Source organism: Streptomyces sp. NPDC020742 (assembly GCF_040641675.1).
In the GTDB taxonomy this organism is placed as follows: Bacteria; Actinomycetota; Actinomycetes; order Streptomycetales; family Streptomycetaceae; genus Streptomyces.
This window is the reverse complement of record NZ_JBFAEA010000031.1, coordinates 53,209-70,034: the sequence shown is the minus strand read 5'-3', so window position 1 is coordinate 70,034 and position 16,826 is coordinate 53,209. Positions and strand designations below refer to the sequence as shown.

General features: G+C 70.7%; 16 protein-coding genes and 1 pseudogene. 10 read left to right on the top strand and 7 right to left on the bottom strand.

From position 1 onward, the window contains the following. On the bottom strand, positions 1-684 hold a 684-nt coding region (locus AB0G84_RS32480; protein ID WP_361328909.1), incomplete at its 3' end, for a cbb3-type cytochrome c oxidase subunit I. 127 nt (positions 685-811) lie between these two features. On the opposite strand from AB0G84_RS32480, the gene AB0G84_RS32475 reads away from it, so the two are divergent. The 4 genes from AB0G84_RS32475 (at position 812) to AB0G84_RS32460 (ending at position 5,120) form a co-directional block, all read left to right on the top strand. After that, positions 812-1,351 carry a sigma-70 family RNA polymerase sigma factor gene (locus AB0G84_RS32475; RefSeq protein ID WP_361328906.1) on the top strand — a complete coding sequence of 180 codons (540 nt, stop codon included), beginning with the start codon at positions 812-814 and terminating at the stop codon, positions 1,349-1,351. Beyond that, a complete protein-coding gene (locus AB0G84_RS32470; protein WP_361328903.1) occupies positions 1,344-2,360 on the top strand; it encodes a CU044_5270 family protein in 1,017 nt (338 codons plus the stop codon). The genes AB0G84_RS32475 and AB0G84_RS32470 overlap by 8 nt, the downstream gene beginning before the upstream one ends. A 621-nt stretch (positions 2,361-2,981) precedes the next feature. Next, positions 2,982-4,475: a glycine betaine/L-proline transporter ProP gene (proP, locus tag AB0G84_RS32465; protein WP_361328900.1), complete on the top strand. Its 1,494-nt coding sequence runs from the start codon at positions 2,982-2,984 to the stop codon at positions 4,473-4,475. 315 nt (positions 4,476-4,790) lie between these two features. Further along, positions 4,791-5,120 carry an antibiotic biosynthesis monooxygenase gene (locus tag AB0G84_RS32460; RefSeq protein ID WP_361328897.1) on the top strand — a complete coding sequence of 110 codons (330 nt, stop codon included), beginning with the start codon at positions 4,791-4,793 and terminating at the stop codon, positions 5,118-5,120. Positions 5,121-5,294: 174 nt separating this feature from the next. On the opposite strand, the gene AB0G84_RS32455 is transcribed toward AB0G84_RS32460, so the two are convergent. Both AB0G84_RS32455 and AB0G84_RS32450 read right to left on the bottom strand, forming a co-directional pair. Then, entirely contained in the window at positions 5,295-7,376 is a 2,082-nt protein-coding gene (locus tag AB0G84_RS32455) for an MFS transporter (protein ID WP_361328894.1), read from the bottom strand. A 385-nt stretch (positions 7,377-7,761) separates the two neighbouring features. Next, positions 7,762-7,944, bottom strand: a complete 183-nt coding sequence (locus tag AB0G84_RS32450) for a hypothetical protein (protein WP_361328891.1) — start codon at positions 7,942-7,944, stop codon at positions 7,762-7,764. A gap of 72 nt (positions 7,945-8,016) precedes the next feature. Here AB0G84_RS32450 and AB0G84_RS32445 point away from each other — a divergent pair, with 72 nt between their 5' ends. Continuing rightward, positions 8,017-8,871, top strand: coding sequence for a peptidoglycan-binding protein (locus tag AB0G84_RS32445; RefSeq protein WP_361328889.1), 855 nt, complete (start codon positions 8,017-8,019; stop codon positions 8,869-8,871). A gap of 444 nt (positions 8,872-9,315) precedes the next feature. Continuing rightward, complete coding sequence (locus AB0G84_RS32440; RefSeq protein ID WP_361328886.1) at positions 9,316-9,993, top strand: HAD-IA family hydrolase; 678 nt, start codon at positions 9,316-9,318, stop codon at positions 9,991-9,993. Positions 9,994-10,241: 248 nt separating this feature from the next. On the opposite strand, the gene AB0G84_RS32435 is transcribed toward AB0G84_RS32440, so the two are convergent. Both AB0G84_RS32435 and AB0G84_RS32430 read right to left on the bottom strand, forming a co-directional pair. Continuing rightward, the gene (locus tag AB0G84_RS32435) at positions 10,242-10,823 is read right to left on the bottom strand and encodes a TMEM165/GDT1 family protein (RefSeq protein ID WP_361328884.1); all 582 of its coding nucleotides are present in this window, start codon (positions 10,821-10,823) and stop codon (positions 10,242-10,244) included. A gap of 179 nt (positions 10,824-11,002) precedes the next feature. Continuing rightward, positions 11,003-11,761: an ABC transporter permease gene (locus AB0G84_RS32430; protein WP_361328881.1), complete on the bottom strand. Its 759-nt coding sequence runs from the start codon at positions 11,759-11,761 to the stop codon at positions 11,003-11,005. A gap of 208 nt (positions 11,762-11,969) precedes the next feature. On the opposite strand from AB0G84_RS32430, the gene AB0G84_RS32425 reads away from it, so the two are divergent. Then, entirely contained in the window at positions 11,970-12,626 is a 657-nt protein-coding gene (locus AB0G84_RS32425; protein ID WP_361328878.1) for an HNH endonuclease family protein, read from the top strand. A 134-nt stretch (positions 12,627-12,760) separates the two neighbouring features. Next, positions 12,761-12,964: pseudogene (locus AB0G84_RS32420) on the top strand (alkaline phosphatase family protein); the annotation flags it as partial. 526 nt (positions 12,965-13,490) lie between these two features. Here AB0G84_RS32420 and AB0G84_RS32415 read toward each other — a convergent pair. Both AB0G84_RS32415 and AB0G84_RS32410 read right to left on the bottom strand, forming a co-directional pair. After that, positions 13,491-14,399 (bottom strand): radical SAM protein, encoded by a 909-nt coding sequence (locus tag AB0G84_RS32415; RefSeq protein ID WP_361328875.1) that lies wholly within the window; start codon positions 14,397-14,399, stop codon positions 13,491-13,493. 366 nt (positions 14,400-14,765) lie between these two features. Then, on the bottom strand, positions 14,766-14,900 hold the full coding sequence (locus tag AB0G84_RS32410) for a hypothetical protein (protein ID WP_361328872.1): 135 nt from the start codon (positions 14,898-14,900) through the stop codon (positions 14,766-14,768). Between the two features lie 175 nt (positions 14,901-15,075). Between AB0G84_RS32410 and AB0G84_RS32405 the strand changes: the two genes are divergently transcribed. After that, positions 15,076-15,306 (top strand): hypothetical protein, encoded by a 231-nt coding sequence (locus AB0G84_RS32405; RefSeq protein WP_361328870.1) that lies wholly within the window; start codon positions 15,076-15,078, stop codon positions 15,304-15,306. A gap of 188 nt (positions 15,307-15,494) precedes the next feature. Then, positions 15,495-16,700, top strand: coding sequence for a helix-turn-helix domain-containing protein (locus AB0G84_RS32400; RefSeq protein ID WP_361328867.1), 1,206 nt, complete (start codon positions 15,495-15,497; stop codon positions 16,698-16,700). The last annotated feature ends 126 nt before the right edge of the window (positions 16,701-16,826 follow it).

Here is a 16,826-nt window from a genome sequence, read left to right as displayed (position 1 = left end):
CGCCCCGCCATTTGCGGCATCGAAGACATGCGCCCCGAATTTACGGTCCGCCTCCAGCGCGAACAGCGCCGCCGCCAGCACCGGGAAGGCCAGCATGACCAGCACACCGGTCAGCAGCACGTTCCAGGTGAAGATCGGCATCCGGAACATCGTCATGCCGGGTGCCCGCATGCAGATGATCGTGGTGATGAAGTTGACCGAACCGAGGATCGTGCCGAAGCCGGAGAAGGCCAGACCCATGATCCACATGTCCGCGCCGACGCCCGGGGTGTGCACCGCGTCGGAGAGCGGCGCATAGGCGAACCAGCCGAAGTCGGCGGCCCCTTGCGGGGTCAGAAATCCGCCGACCGCGATCAGCGAGCCGAAGAGGTAGAGCCAGTAGGCGAGCATGTTCAGCCGGGGAAAGGCGACATCGGGCGCGCCGATCTGCAGCGGCATGATCCAGTTCGCGAAACCGGCGAACAGCGGCGTCGCGAACATCAGCAGCATGATCGTGCCGTGCATCGTGAACGCCTGGTTGAACTGCTCGTTCGACATGATCTGGTGGCCGGGCCGGGCCAGTTCGGCACGCATGAGCAGCGCCATCAGCCCTCCCACACAGAAGAAGGAGAAGGCGGTGACCAGATAGAGCGTGCCGATGGTCTTGTGGTCGGTGGTCGTCAACCACTTCACGGGGAGCTTCATGCCCGGTAGGTGTCCGGGCCCACCGCAAACCTCACCGCCCACGGGCACGAAGAGCCGTGCCGACCAGGTGTGAAGAGTCACCCGGAACGGGTGTGAAGATCGGGACCATGCCGGACACCAAGGGTTCATGAGCACGGACGACGCCTTCGCCGAGGCCTATCGCGCGCACTACTGGGCGGTCAGCCGCTTTGTGGCGCGTCGGCTGGACGGGCAGGCACACGAGGTCGAGGAAGTGGTGGCGGAGGTCTTCTCCATAGCCTGGAGACGCCGCACCGAGCTTCCCGACGCTCCGCTTCCCTGGCTGTACGGGGTGGCCCGCAACTGCCTGGCCAATACGGTGCGCGGGCTCGGCCGCTACCGGCGGCTGCTGCGCCGGCTGAGCCATCACGAGGTGGCGCACCAGCGGCAGACCGTCGAGAGCCCGGACGCGGAACGCCCCGGCTCCTGGGTGCACGAGGCGCTGGCCCGGCTCTCCCCCACCGACCAGGAGGTACTGCGGCTGACGGCCTGGGAGGAATTGCCCCTGGAGGACCTGGCGGTGGCCCTCGGCTGCAGTCAGAGCGCGGCGGCCATGCGGCTGCACCGGGCGCGCCGCCGCCTGCGCGCGGAGATCGACCGTATGCGGATGACCGTGTCCGTACGAGCAGGAGGCGACCGCAATGAGTGACGAACTGGACCTGTTGCGCGCGGCCGATCCGGTACGGGCCGACGCGGGGCCCTGGCGGGACCGCCCGCTGGACGCCCGGGCCGAACGGGGCCTGAACCGTCTGCTGCACAGCCGGCGCACCCGGCAGGCCGGGCGTCGCCTGGTGCTGCGTGCCGAGGCGGCGGTGCTGGTGCTGGTGGCCGTGCTCGCCTTCACCCTCTCCGACGCCGGCAGCCGCCCGGCCGCGGCGGCACCGGTGGCGCTGGCACCGCACGCCGGAACCCGGCCGGTACCGCTGGCGGACATCGTCCGGCGGGCGGAGGCCAGGGCGCGCACGGCCGGCACGGCGGACGGGCCGCACCGGGGCAGCCATCTGCAGAGCTGGTACCTGAGCATGGAGTCGGGCCCGGACGCCGCGCCGCCCGTTACCGTGCCGGAGGAGCGCATCACCCGTTGGAACGCCGACGGCAGCGGCTCCGAACTGGTCGTGGCCACCGATCCCCGGCACCCGGGACGCCCGGTGATCCATGACGACGACGGCCACTGGCGGACCGTCAGCTACGGCAAGGTGCTGCACCGCAAGACCTATCCGGCGGGATCCGAGGCCCGGCACAGCGGTCCGGCCGGTGGTACCGAGCCACCCACGGACCCGGTGGCGCTGCGCGCCCACCTCGCCTCGCTCTACGGCGGCGTGGACGGCATCCGCACCACGTCCCAACTGCTCGCGGCGCTCTCCTCGTACCGTCAGGAGTGGACGCCGGGCCCCCGGGAGACCGCCGCGATCGACCGGTTGCTGGCCGCTGCGGAGGGGCTGCGTCCGGCGGGCGCGGTCACCGACCGGCTGGGCCGGCGCGGCCAGGCGTACGTCCACGAAGGCCTCGACGGCCCCTCGCGGGCGACGCGCCAGATGGTGATCCTCGATCCGCGCACCGGCGAACTCCTGGGACTGGAGGACACGTTCACCAAGGACCAACCGGACTTCAAGGTCAAGGCGGGTGCGGTGGTGTCGTACGAGGCGTGGATGCCGTGACGGCGGACCCGGCGCGGGGCGGGGAACGACCGCGCCGGGGCGCGTCCGGCGAGGCGCTTGCGTCGGGGCGCGTCCGCCGGGGCACGACCGCCGGGGCGCGGCGGGGCCGGGCCCGAGTGGCGGGGTGGCACGGTATGGCCGATCCTTGAGGGACGCGACGATCCATCCCGGCGCGGCGGTGCACGACGCCGCCGCGCCGATCTGCGTTCGCGGCGACCGCCGAGGGAGGCGACAACCGCCCGGGGCGGCGCGACCGCCGGGTGAGGCGACACCCCCACGGGGCGGCAACCATCGAGTGGCATATGCCGCCGAGCCGGCCACGGAGTGCGCACACACCGTCACAGGCGCGACGTGACCCACACCACAATGCTCCGACGGTTGCAGCCGATCACCGCGATATGGATCACAAACATGTACGCCACAAATTACTTTACGAAGGGGAGTTTCCCCAGCGAGGAGCGGGTATACGGCCACCTGCGCGGTCACCCGCGCACCGTCCGTAATGATCCCGTCTGCCCCTATGGTCGACCTTTGCCCGCCGCTCCATGGCGGGATTCGTCCCGCCCTTCCACGGCGGGCGGTGTCATGTAGTCGTCCAAGAGAGCGCAGGCGAGCGAACACGTGCCGACGCAGTCCCCCGTCGCCCCCGGGCCCCGCAAACCCGTCGGCAGCCATGCCGACGCCCCTTCCGGATCGCAGCAGGAGAGAAACCCGGATCCGGTACCGCAGACCGCGGGCGAGGTGACCGTCGTCGATCCGGCGATGGTCAAGCGTGCGGTGTCGGCGGCTGCGCTCGGCAACGCGATGGAGTGGTTCGACTTCGGCGTCTACAGCTACATCGCGGTCACCCTCGGACATGTCTTCTTCCCGTCCGGGAACCCCACCGCGCAGTTGCTGTCGACGTTCGGCGCCTTCGCCGCGGCATTCCTCGTCCGCCCCATCGGCGGCATGGTCTTCGGCCCGCTCGGTGACCGCATCGGCCGGCAGAAGGTCCTCGCCATCACCATGATCATGATGGCGGCGGGCACCTTCGCCATCGGTCTGATCCCGTCGTACGCCTCCATCGGCGTCGGCGCGCCCATCCTGCTGCTGGTGGCCCGCCTGGTCCAGGGCTTCTCCACCGGTGGTGAGTACGGCGGCGCCTCCACCTTCATCGCCGAGTACGCGCCCGACAAGAAGCGCGGATTCCTCGGCAGCTGGCTGGAGTTCGGCACGCTCGCCGGTTACGTCGGCGGCGCCGGCCTGGTGACGCTGATGACCGCCCTGCTCTCCACCGAGGACCTCACCTCCTGGGGCTGGCGCATCCCGTTCCTGATCGCCGGACCGATGGGCATCATCGGCCTGTACCTGCGGATGCGACTCGAAGAGACCCCCGCCTTCGCCCAGTTGGAGAAGGAGGCGCGGACGAAGGAGAAGGAGCGCCGCCAGGCCGAGAAGCGGCTCGGCATCCGCGAGATGATCTTCGGTCAGTGGCGGGCGATGCTGCTGTGCATCGGCCTGGTCCTGGTCTTCAACGTCACCGACTACATGCTGCTGTCGTACATGCCGAGCTACCTGACCTCGGAGCTGAAGTACGACGAGACGCACGGGCTGCTGGTCGTGCTCGGCGTGATGGTGCTGATGATGGTCGTCCAGCCGTTCGCCGGCCGGCTCTCCGACCGCTTCGGCCGCCGCCCGGTCATGGCCGCCGGCTGCCTCGGCTTCCTGGTGCTGTCGGTGCCGGCGCTGCTGCTGATTCGGCAGGGTTCGCTGCTGGCCATCGCACTGGGCATGGCCGCGCTCGGCCTGCTGCTGGTCGCCTTCACCTCGTCGATGCCGGCCGCGCTGCCCGCACTGTTCCCGACCAAGGTGCGCTACGGCTCGCTGTCGATCGGCTTCAACGTCTCGGTGTCGCTCTTCGGCGGTACGACGCCGCTGGTGGTCACCGCCCTCATCGGGGCGACCGGCAACAAGATGATGCCCGCCTACTACATGATGGCGGCGGCCGTGATCGGCGGGATCGCCGTCCTGCTGATGTCCGAGAGCGCCCGCAAGCCGCTGCCGGGCTCCCCGCCGGCGGTCGAGACCGAGGCGGAGGCCCGGGAGCTCGTAGCGGCCGCGGCCACCGGCCGGTAAGACCGATAGCGCCGGTACGACCGCGGACGGCCGCGGACGGCCGCACCGAACCGCACAACCGCAGGGCCCGGCCGGGGCGATCCGGCCGGGCCCTGCGGCGTCCCGCCAACCGGAACCGGGCACCCGCACCTGCCGCCTGTCTCGCTGCCGATCCGGCGGCGCAGGCCATCGCCCCGCCCCGCACACACCGGCCCCGCCCGGCCCGGGACCCGCTCCCCAGCGGCAGCCGGGCGCTCGGCGGCATCCGGGCGGCCCGCCCGGCGACTCCCGGCCCTGGTCCTGGCGCGTTCCGCGGGATGCGGCACGATGGTCGTCATGAGCATCGTGAAGATCAACGTTCTGACCGTCCCAACCGAGCAGCGCGAGGTCCTGGAGAAGCGCTTCGCCTCCCGCGCCGGCACGGTGGACTCCTCGGACGGCTTCGAGTGGTTCGAACTCCTGCGTCCGGTCGAGGGCACTGACCAGTACCTCGTCTACACCCGCTGGCGGGACGAGGAGGCCTTCCAGGCCTGGATGGAGGGCCCGATGAAGGCCGCGCACCAGGGCGGCGCCCCCGAGGGCGGCGAGCGCCCCAAGCCCGCCGCGTCCGGGTCCACCCTGTGGTCCTTCGAGGTGGTGCAGCAGGCGGGCCCGAAGCAGGGCTGACCGCCGCCGGCGGCCCGTCGCTGCGCCCGTACGACCGCCGCCCGCACGGCAGTTGGGCAGTGCGCACCAGAAGTGCTGCTGCTTGCTGCCGGGCGGGCGGGCGACGGGTGAGCGTGCGGGAGGGCGCAGGTCAACTCCCCGGTCCGCTGGCTTCGGTGAGACCGCCGCGCCGGCTCACTTCGCCAGGTCCGGTGGTCGGGGCGGGGTGGGCGGCGGAGTGCGGGGCACGGGCCGGCGGGCGTCGCCGTTGTGGGGCTCTTCCGCGTACGAGCCGCAGAGTTCCGCCGACAGCTCCCGCACCAGCTCGGTGAGGTCGGTGGGCCGGTCCGCGGTCCACCAGTCGCCCAGCATCTCGGCGAGGGACTGTTGACGGGCCGCCGAGAGTTGCTCGGCGACCTCCCGCCCGCGGTCGGTGAGCAGCAGCAACAGCCCCTCGCGGACGGCCAGTCCGCGTTCCTCGATCTGTCGGACGCTCTCCGAGATCACCCCGAGCGGCACCGTGGTGCGTTCGGCGAGCAGCCCGGGTTCGACCGAGCCATAGCGCTGGATGCGCAGGATCACCCAGCTGGCCGCCGGCTTGAGGTCGAGGCCGGCCCGCGTGGTGATCTTCTCGTAGATGTGCTTGCGGCCCTCCATGCTGCCGAGCTTGGACAGCGCGCGGGCACACTCGTCGCGCGAGGACCGCTCGACGGGGTTGGAGGAGAGCACCTCGCTGGTGTCGGGGGCGGTCACGCTGCTGCGCAGCGGCTCCTCCCGGAGGAACCAGGCCAGGGCGAACGCCACCAGGACGACCGGCACCGCGTAGAGGAAGACATCGGTGATCGAGACCGAGTAGGCGTTGAGCACGCCGGCGGCCTGGCCCGGCGGGAGCTGTGCCACGGTCCGGGGGTCCTCGGCGATCCTCGACGGGTCGATGCCGGGCGGCAGCTGCTGTCCGGCGAGCGCGTCCGCGATCCGCGGGCCGAGTCGGTTGGCGAAGAGCGCGCCGAAGATGGAGACGCCGAACGAGGCGCCGATGGAGCGGAAGAACGTGGCGCCGGAGGTGGCCACGCCCAGGTCCTGGTAGGCCACCGCGTTCTGCACGATGAGCACCAGTACCTGCATGACCAGGCCGAGTCCGAAGCCGAAGACGAAGAAGTAGGCGCTCATCTCGGCTACGCCGGTGGCGGGGTCGAGCTGGTGCAGAAGCAGCAGGCCGAGCGTCACCACGGCGGTGCCGGCGATCGGGAAGACCTTGTAGTGGCCGGTGCGGCTGACGATCTGGCCGGAGCCGGTGGAGGCCAGCAGCATGCCGAACACCATCGGCAGCATGTGCACACCGGACAGGGTCGGGGTCACGCCCTGTACGACCTGGAGGAACGTCGGTAGGTAGGTCATCGATCCGAACATCGCGAAGCCGACCACGAAGCCGATGACGGCAGTGAGGGTGAAGGTCCGCATCCGGAACAGCCGCAGCGGGATGACGGGTTCCGCGGCCCGGCGCTCGGCGAGGACGAACCACCCCAGCAACACGACGCCCAGCACGCCGAAGCCGATGATCTGCCAGGAGTTCCACGGGTAGGTGACGCCGCCGAGCGAGGTCATCAGGACGAAGCAGGCGGCGACGGCGGCGATCAGGCCGGTGCCCAGGTAGTCGATCCGGTGCGGGGTGCGGTGGCGCGGGATGTGCAGCACGCCGGCGATGACCGCGAGCGCGACGATGCCGATGGGGACGTTGATGTAGAACACCCAGCGCCAGCTGAGGTGGTCCACGAACAGCCCGCCCAGCAGCGGGCCGAGGACGCTGGCGCTGCCGAAGACCCCACCGAACAGGCCCTGGTACCTGCCGCGTTCGCGGGGCGGCACGATGTCGCCGACGATCGCCATCGACAGCACGATCAGGCCGCCGCCGCCCAGCCCCTGGAGCGCGCGGAAGGCGATCAGCTCACCCATGTTCTGGGCGATGCCGCAGAGCACCGAGCCGATCAGGAAGATCACGATGGCGGTCTGGAAGAGCCTCTTGCGGCCGTACTGGTCGCCGAGCTTGCCCCACAGCGGCGTCGCGGCCGTCGAGGCCAGGAGGTAGGCGGTGACCACCCAGGAGAGGTGGTCCAGGCCGCCGAGCTCGCTGACGATCGTGGGCAGCGCGGTGGCGACGATGGTCTGGTCGAGCGCCGCGATGAGCAGGCCGAGCAACAGCGCGCCGATCGCGACGAGGACCGCCCGCTGGGACCGGCTCTCGACCGGGACGGCGGGGGCGCCGGTGTCCTGCGCCATGTGCGTGTCCTCCTGTTCCGGTGTCCCCACGCGCGGTGCGGGGCGGTGGTCGCCACCACCGGATGCTCCCTCCCCGCTACCGTCGGACTCCTTCCATCCTGGGCGGTCCTGCCGGATACGGCCCGCCGAGCGGCACCCGGCAGTCCCGCCCCTGCGCAGGTCACCAGTGGTGTGCCGGTCGGATGTCGCCGAGCGCCTGCGCGGACGGGTGGGTCTCTGGATAATCGCTGCCTGTTCGAGGCCTCCAGGGAGGGGACCGCTCGTGACGGCACTACCGACATGCCCGCACTGCTTCGCCCCGGTACGCGGTGACGGCCGGCCGAGTTGCCTGTGCGCGGCCGTCGAGGCGGAGGACTTTGATCCGCTGCGCATACGCCCGTACGTGTCACTGCCCGATGCGGATGCGGAGGACGGAGACGACGCTCGCGGCGGGGAAGACCGCGGTGGCGGGCACCACGCCGGTGGCGGAGACGCCGTCGGTGGCGGGAACGGGGGCGGTGACGAGGGCGGGTACCCGACCGGGAGCGGCGACGGGGACCGGGACTGGTACCGGAACTGGGGCAGGCATCGGGCCGGGGCCGGGGGCGGGGGCGGGGGCGCCCACACCGGCCGGGCCGACCGCCTGGAGGAGTTACCCGGTGTGGACGCGGCGGTGCACCGGGCGGAGCCGGCGCCGTACGGGGCCGATGCGTACGGGGTCGAGGCATACGGGGCCGATGCGTACGAGGCCGACGCCTACGGGGCCGAACTGCACGCGGCCGATGTGTCCGAGCCCCTGGTGCGGCGGGCCCAGCGCCCCGGTGGCCCCTCGTCGAAGACCCACCGCTCGGCCCCCGGGGAGCCGGCGGTCCGCGACGCCGCGCCTTTCCCGACCGTCGACGCCGCCCCTGCCCCGGCACGCCGCCGGCGCACCCTGCCCGTGGTCCTCGCCGCCGCCGGCGCAGCGGTGGCCGCCACCGCCGTCATCCTCAGCACCGATGTGCTCTCCGGCAGAGGGCACGACCGGGCGGCGCCCCCGGACGGCGGGGTGGCGCCGCCTCCGGCCACCTCCCCCAGCGGCGACGACCCTGCGCCCACCCCGAGCGGCACCCCGGCGCCGTCCGGCACCGCCGGCTCCCCTGCGCCGTCCCCGACCGCCCTCGGCACGCCGGAGACCACCGTGCGGCGCTACCGGACCACGCGCCCGCCGCATCCGCCCGCCCCGACCCGGGCCGCCGGCACCGTCACCGAATCCCCCAGCGGCGGCAGCCCCAGCGCCCCGCCCACCGGGCCGATCGTGCTGCGCGAGGGATCCAACGGCCCGGAGGTGGCGGAGCTCCAGGAGAGGCTCCGGCAGCTGACGCTCTACGGGGACACAGCGGACGGCCGGTACGACACCGCCGTACGGGCCGCGGTATCGCGCTACCAGCGGGCCTACGGCGTCCTGGGCGACCCGGACGGCGTGTACGGCACGGCGACCCGGACGTCTCTGGAGTCCCGCACCCAGGAGCCCTGACCACGGCGCGGCACACCCCCACGCCCCCACGGCACCCCACGCCCCGACGGCACCACGAAGCCCTTAGCCTCCGGCCCCCTTCAGCACCCCTCGGCGCCCCCGCACCACGCCCCACCCGTTGCCCACCCGTTCCCGCCCGCTCCCCGCTCCCCGCTCCCCGCCCGGCGGTCGGACCGGCGGTCGGACCGGCGTGACGGTGACGGGTGACGGGGCCCGCTTGTCGGCACCCTCACTCTTTTGTATCGTGAAGGAACAAAGTGGTTCCGCCCGCACTCCCTGACCGGCGGGCGGAGCCACTTGTCCTGTCGTGCCGCCCGCGCCTCCCGTCTGCCGGGACCGCCGGACCCCCACCAGCCCTTACGGACCGCCCCGGCGCGCCGCGGCCCTCGCCGCCCGCACCCCGCCGACCGCCCGTCCGCCCCGTAGCGCCCAGGAGCCCCGCCGATGACGGCAACCACCACGCTCACCGCCCGCGCCCTGCTGCTGGACATGGACAGCACGATCGTGAACTCCGAGGCCGTCGTGGAGCGCTGCTGGCGCGGTTGGGCGGCCGAGCAGGGGCTGGACGAGGACGAGGTGCTCAAGGTCGTCCACGGCCGGCAGGGCTGGGCCACGATGGCTGCGCTGCTCCCGGACCGCCCGATGGAGCTCAACCTCGCCGACAACCGCCGGATGCTGGCACAGGAGACCTCCGACATGGAGGGTGTGGTGCCGGTCCCGGGCGCGCCCGCCTTCATGGCCGCCCTCGCCGGGCTTCCGCACGCCCTGGTGACCTCCGCCGACATCCCGCTCTCCGACGCCCGGATGGGCGCCGCCGGGCTGCCGATGCCGACCGTCCGGATCACCGCGGAGAGCGTGAGCGCCAGCAAGCCGGACCCCGAGGGCTTCCTCAAGGGCGCCGCCGAACTGGGTTTCGCGCCCGATGACTGCCTGGTCTTCGAGGACTCCGAGGCGGGTATCGAGGCGGGCCGCGCGGCGGGGATGCGGGTCGTCGGGGTCGGCGACCGCGCGGCGGCGTTCGCCCCCACGGCGCAGGTGACCGACCTCACCCAGGTACGGATCGAGGCGCGAGCGGACGGCATGATCACGATCCGGCTCGGCGCCGCGCCGCAGTCCGGCTGAGATCCGCCACACGGCCCGGAAGCGGGCCCCGTCCCCCTCGACGCAGCAGGCGGCCCGACACAACGGGCGACCCGGCGCAACGGGCGGCCGGGCACAACGGGCGGCCGGGCACAACGGGCGGCCGGGCACAACGGGCGGCCGGGCACAACGGGCGGCCGGGCACAACGGGCGGCCGGGCCGCACCGACCGGGGCTCCTGCCCCGCGCCGCCGCGGCCCGGCCGCCTACCGCTCACGGTCGCCTACCCGCTCAGCCCGCCAGCGCCTCGTAGAGGCTGAAGGCCGCCAGCACCGCCATCACGGCCGCCGCGATCTTGGTGATGAGCTTGAGGGGGACGTACTTCATCAGGGTGCGGCCACCCAGGATGCCCAGACCGGCCACGGCCCACAGGGCCAACACGGCGCCGACGCCCACCGAGATGGGGTCGTCGTAACGGGCCGCGAGGTTGGCGGTCATGATCTGGGTCAGATCACCGAACTCGGCGACCAGGATCATGGTGAAGCCGGCGCCGGCCACCTTCCAGAAGCTCTGGTCGGCCGGCTTCTTGACCTCTTCCTCTTCCTCCTCCTTCTTCAACAGCAGCACGGCGGCGCCGACCAGGAAGAGCACGCCGACCACCCCCTGGACCACGCGGTGCGGCAGCAGCGTCAGCACACTGCCCGCGGCGATCGCCAGGCCGACATGGACGAGGAAAGCGGCCGCGACGCCGACGAAGACGTAGGAGGCGCGGTAGCGGGTGCCGAGCATCAGACCGGCCAGGGCGGTCTTGTCGGGCAGCTCGGCAAGGAAGATGACGCCGAAGACGACGGCGGCGACGGTGAAGCTGAACACGGGGTGGGATACCTCGATCGGTCGGGCCGCACCAAAGGGGCCCGGAAGAGGGATCGCTTCGGCACGGCAGCGTCAAACACTGCGGCCGAAGGTCTCGCTGGCGCGGTGCGTCTCCGCAGCGCGCTCCGGGCGCCGGCTCGCCACGAGGGCGGGCAGTATGTCGACGGTCCGGCAGAGAGCTACTCCCCTTCTGCTGTCCCCAAGGGTACGCGGTGCAGCCGTCCGCGCGCGACCAGTTCCAGCACCACCGCACACGCCGCCGCCTGCACCGCCAGCAGGGCCACCAGCACGAACAGCTGCACCGCTCCGGCCTGTACGGGCGAGGCACCGCCCAGCAGCATCCCGACGAACGCACCGGGGAGGGTGACCAACCCCACAGTCCTGGTCTGGTCCAGCCCCGGCAGCAGCGCGTCCGAGGCGGCCGGCCGGGCGACCTCCATCCGCGCGTCGCGGTCCGGCAGCCCGAGCGCCAGCCCGGCCTCGAACTCCCCGCGCCGGGTCTCCAGCTCGTCCAGCGCCCGCCGGCCGCCCAGCACCGTGGCGGTCAGCGCACCGCCGATGAGGATGCCGGCGACCGGGATGAGGGTGAGGCCCCGCGGCGGCAGCAGGCCGGTGACCAGCAGCAGGCTGACGACCGGGACGACCCCGGCGGCGATCGGCGCGGCGGCCCACCACCAGGTGCGGTTCTGGGTGATCCGGCGGCCGGCGGTCCGTACCGCGACCGCGAACATCAGCACCAGGAAGCAGAGCAGCCAGGGCAGGGCGTGCACCACCCAGCCGATGAGGTAAGAGACCGCCGCGAGTTGGGCGGCCGCGCGCAGCCCGGCGACGGCGATGCCACGGGCGTGCCCCAGGTGCGACAGGGCGGCGATGGCCACGGCGGCGCTCAGCAGGACGGCGAGGACGATCCCGAGGGTGGCGTTGACCGGCAGCAGCACGCGCTCACTGTAGGGCGCCACCCGGTGGTGCAGGCACGGGTGTGGGGCAATCGGAGTGCGGTTGCCCACTTATGGCGCTCCATCAACCCCCTTGAACTGACGTGGGCATGTCGCCACCCTGTTACCTGGTGCCCACCTCATGGACACCCCACATCACGACCATGAGGCACACCGCACGTCAACTTCCCCCCACATCAAGGGAGTTCCGATGGCAAAGACCAGGACGAAGGTCTACGCGCGTCGCGTTTCCATCGCCGCGGGTTCGGCCGCGGCCCTGTTCTCCACGCTGGTGCTAAGCGGCCAGTCCGCCCAGGCGGCACCGCCCAGCCCGCCGAGCGCCGCCACCGCGCGGACCTACCTCGCCCAGATCAAGGAGCAGGCCGAGGGCCCGCAGGACGGCTACAGCCGCGACAAGTTCCCGCACTGGATCGACCAGGAGAAGAACTGCAACACCCGCGAGGTGGTGCTCAAGCGCGACGGCACCGGCGTCCAGCAGGACGACAGCTGCGCGGCGGTCAGCGGCAAGTGGGTCTCCCCGTACGACGGCGCGACCTGGACCAAGGCCGCCGACCTCGACATCGACCACGTCGTCCCGCTGTCGGAGGCCTGGAAGTCGGGCGCCGCGCAGTGGACCACCGCACGCCGTCAGGAGCTCGCCAACGACCTCACGCACTCCCAGCTGATCGCCGTCACCGACAACCTCAACCAGGAGAAGGGCGACAAGGACCCGGCCAAGTGGCTGCCGCCGAAGGCGTCGTACCACTGCGAGTACGCCCGGATGTGGGTGTGGGTCAAGCACGAGTACGGCATGACCGCGGACCCCGCGGAGAAGGCCGCGCTGAAGAAGATCCTGGACGGGTGCTGAGCCGCACCACCCACCACGGGTGACCGCGCTTCCGCCGGCCGGTGCGGTCCGGCCGGCGGACGCGCCGCCGCCCCCGCTCCCCGCCGCGCGCCGTCCGGCTCCTATCCTTCCTCCCACGACGACGGGAGGCACCGATGGCCGGACTGCGCTTGGGGCCGCTGCTGCGGTACGTCGACGCGGACAGCGCGACGGTGTGGGTGGAGACCGACCGGCCGTGCGAGGTGCGGGTCCGCTGCGGGGCGGCGGCCGGCGGCACGGAACGCACCTGGCAGGTGGCCGGGCACCACTACGCGCTGGTCCCGGTCACCGGGCTGGCACCCGGCAGCGAGACGCCCTACCCCAGAGGTCCGCTGGCTGCTGTCGACCGTCCCCAGTTGCATGATCTTCGACGATCCGAACGCACCCAACTAGCGATTCTGAGCATACGGGTGGTTCCAGGCAGCGGGAAGCCCCGCCCATGCGCCACGGGGGCTGCGCACGGACGGGGCCGCACCGGTCAGTGCGTGGGGTGCACTGGGGGGTGCTGTGCTCGTAGTTCTGCCAGTCGCCTTTGGTACAGGGGCCCGGCAACATGGGCGGCCCGTGCCGGAGATGGGGCCGCCTCCTCAATGAGGTGATGAGCAACGGCCTTGAGGTGCGCCGACCACGCCAACACGTGCTGTTGCGCACTCCTGCCGCACTCCTGGGGCTCACCCGGAAGACACAGGGGAAGATCTGGACTCAGCTTGTTCGCTGCGTGCCTCACGTACCGAGCGATGGTGAGCCACTGTTCTTCAGTCCGCTGAACGCCCCCCTGCCCTTCCTGAAACCACCTGCCGAAGTCGTCCCCGTGGTCGTCCATTTGTGCGCTCCTGCGGGTCTGAGTTATGCGGGTGCGGCGATCGTAACCGTCTGCGCCGACGCGTCCGCCTCCCTTGGGTCACAGTGCCCCACCGACGGGGGACACGGCCCGCACGGCCCGCACATGGGCAGGAATTGCGGGGGCGTGCACGACTGCGCACCCTCACCATGCACCGCCGTGATATCGGCCAATACCTCTGCCATCCGAGCCCCTCCCCAGATTTCGGAGAGCGGCGATTCCAGCACGTTGCCGATGTTCAGGAACCGGCCCAGTACGCACGGCCACACGTCGCCGTTCGGCCCGACGGCGCACTTCTCGTGGGCGCAGTGCCCGCACAGGTCCGCGATGGTCGGCGCCGCGCCCTTGCTCGCCCGTCCGAATGCGCGCGTACGGTCTCCGCCGACTTGCCCCACACCGAGCGTTTGAAGGTCCCGCAGCGCCTCTTGAACGCGCTGTTCCTTCTGCACCGCGACGACACCGCCCCGCACTGGAATGTCCAGGCTGAGCGCCTTCTGAACGTTGTTCCGGGTGCGCTTGTGGGAGCCCCGGAGGTTGGTCACCTTGTCGTGTTCTTGCGCCGTGTCGGAGTAGTACGACGTAGCGAGTTTGACGCCGCACTCCGTGAAGGTCTCCCACAGCTCATCCCGCACGTGGGTCATGTTGGAGAAGACTTCGATGGTCAGCCCCGCGCCGTGCGCGTGCCGGATCAGTTCGGGAAGGTTCGGGTAGAGGGTCGGTTCCCCGCCGATGAACTGGACGTCACGCGCGCCCAGGTCAGCGAGCTGGTCAATGGTGTGCTTCCAGTTGTCCACGGTCATGGTGCCGTGCGTTCCCTTGGGGGACGAGTCCGCATAGCAGTGGTCGCAGGACTCGTTACAGAATCCCGTCACCTCCAGCCACGCGAATAACAGTCGGTTTTTGGCAACACCCATCTTGAGACTCCTTACGACTGGCGGTTTCTGGCTCCCCGCCCCCGCCAAGATTCCGAATTGCGTGGGGAACGAGATTCGGTTACATCCGGCAGGGGCGGGAGTTCATAAGCGGCAGGCGGCTACAGAATCCACTTCCCCAAGGTGCCCCCCGCACATTGCGGGCAGGGCACCTTGTGCGCCTTCCGGCAAGTGGAACAACCGTCGAAGCCTCCGCATTCAGGGCACCAGACCTCACGGTGACCTGCGCAGTACCCGCAGGTGTCCCCGACGGTCCAGAGCGAGAAAGGGCGCTGACCGCCCGTTCGTCCAGCACGGGGCTTAACCGTTCGGCGGGGTCGCTCCAGTGCTGTAGTCATGCGCGCGCTGTCACTGTCGCTGAGCGTGGTGCGGATGCCTACGCAGCAACACCACACAGTCGGTGACCTTGCTCTTGTCCCCCGCCGCTGCGGCTTTCCTCTTGGCCTCTTCCAGCCGGGCGCACTCGGCGCACTGCACGCTCATGAGGCCCCCGCTTCGCGCCGTGCCTCTTCCATCCGTCGCGCCATCTCGCACGACTGGCCAGAGGGGCACGTCTGGCACTCGTGCCTGTGCATGAGGTACGCGGACTCAAGCTGTTCAACGTCCGCCGTGCGGGGGGAGTCGGAGACTTCAGCAGTCATGCGGTCACCTGCACTCCATGGATCAGCCGGGGACCGATATCCACCCCGTGGACGGCAAGCCACAGGACGCGGCGTCGGGCACGCTGACGCTGCGCTTCCTGGCGCCGTTCGTGGGCTACGAGGTACGGGCGGACAAGTCCAATGTCCTCACCCCTGAGCGCGAGCATCCGACGCTCCCTGATGGGCGGGGTGATCGGAGGGGGCGGGGGCGCTGCCGAAGCCCTGTGGCGCCCCTCAGCGGGCAGTAAGAGCCGGAGCACCTGCCGGAGCAGTCTCGCTGTAGCGTGGAACACGTCGTCAACCTCCTGTGGTTGATGGCCACGCCCCCGGACGTTCGCCGCGTCGCGGGGGTACTTGCTGTTCCCCCCACGCTTCCCGCCCGGCGAATGCCTGCATAGCGGCCCCCTGTAGGCCAACTGTCGGCCAGAATGGAGACATGACCAGCGCCATCGGGGCCAACATCCGGCGTCTGCGCGAAGAGCGCAGATGGAGCCAGGCACGTCTAGCGCTTGAGACATGCCGTGCGACAGGAATTAGCGGAGACCCAATCGGGCGGCAAGAGATCAGCCGCTACGAGACAGGGAAACGCAGGCCCCGCGAATGGCTGCCTTTCATTGCTGCCGCTTTGGGTGTCCCGGTAGAAGCCCTCACAGCACCACAGAAGCCCGCTGAACCGCCCTTGCCGACGCTGGCCGACTTCCTGCCCAACGAAGACCCACTAAGCCCTCTCAGGGGCCGCACAGGGCGCCATATCGGCATTGGCGCCGTGGATGACCTACAGCAGCGCGTACATGGGCTCAGGCTCGCGGATGATGTGCTTGCCGGGGGCGACCTCATCCGACCGGCACTAAGGGAACTCCGTTCCGCTGTAAAGCTCTTCCGGGAAGGCACTCACACCAGCGAAGTAGGGCGACAACTACTGGTTCAAATCGGGGAGTTGGCGCAAATTGCCGGATGGATTGCCAGCGATGCCGGACAGCACGAAGAGGCAGAGCGCATCTACCGGCTAGGAATCAGCGCCGCAACGCAGGCAGAAGACCACACGCTTGCCGGGAACCTTGCCGGGTCACTCGCCTACCAGATGAGCAACACCGGCCGGGAAGGCGAAGGGCTCACCCTCGCTCAGGCAGCGCTGAACGATGCTGGGAGCGACGCACCCCCGAAAGCCCGCGCGCTCTACCTGGACCGGGTGGCTTGGGCTCATACGCAGGCAGGAGAAATCCAACCGGCCATTCGGGCACTGGGAGAGGCTGCCGAAGCATTGGCGGAGGAGAACGCAGGCAGCGAAGCACCCGCCTATCTTTATTGGGTGGACGCCGGGGAACTACAGGTCATGGAATCCCGGGTGTACACGGAGATTCGGCGACCTTTACGCGCTGTCCCCTTGCTCCGTGACGTACTCACCCGTTATGACGCAACGCACACGCGCGAAATGGCGCTCTACCTCTCATGGCTGGCCATTGCTCTTGCCGACGCGAACGAACCGGAAGAGGCGGCGGCAGTAGCACAGCGGGTAATCACAATCTCTGCCGACGTAGCGTCAGAGCGCACAGCGGAACGGGTACGCGTCATACTGTCTCGTCTACGAGATTTCGCAGACGTGCCGGAGGTTGCAACCCTTCTTTCCGGCAACGCTGCCTGAAAACGCCCAGCGGCCATGCAGCACCCGCATAACTCAGCGCATATCGGGACTCCGACGCCGGCTGAACCCCCGTGGGTAGCAATCTCCGCTTCTCTGCGACGCTGCGTGATCAAAACGCAGAAGGCT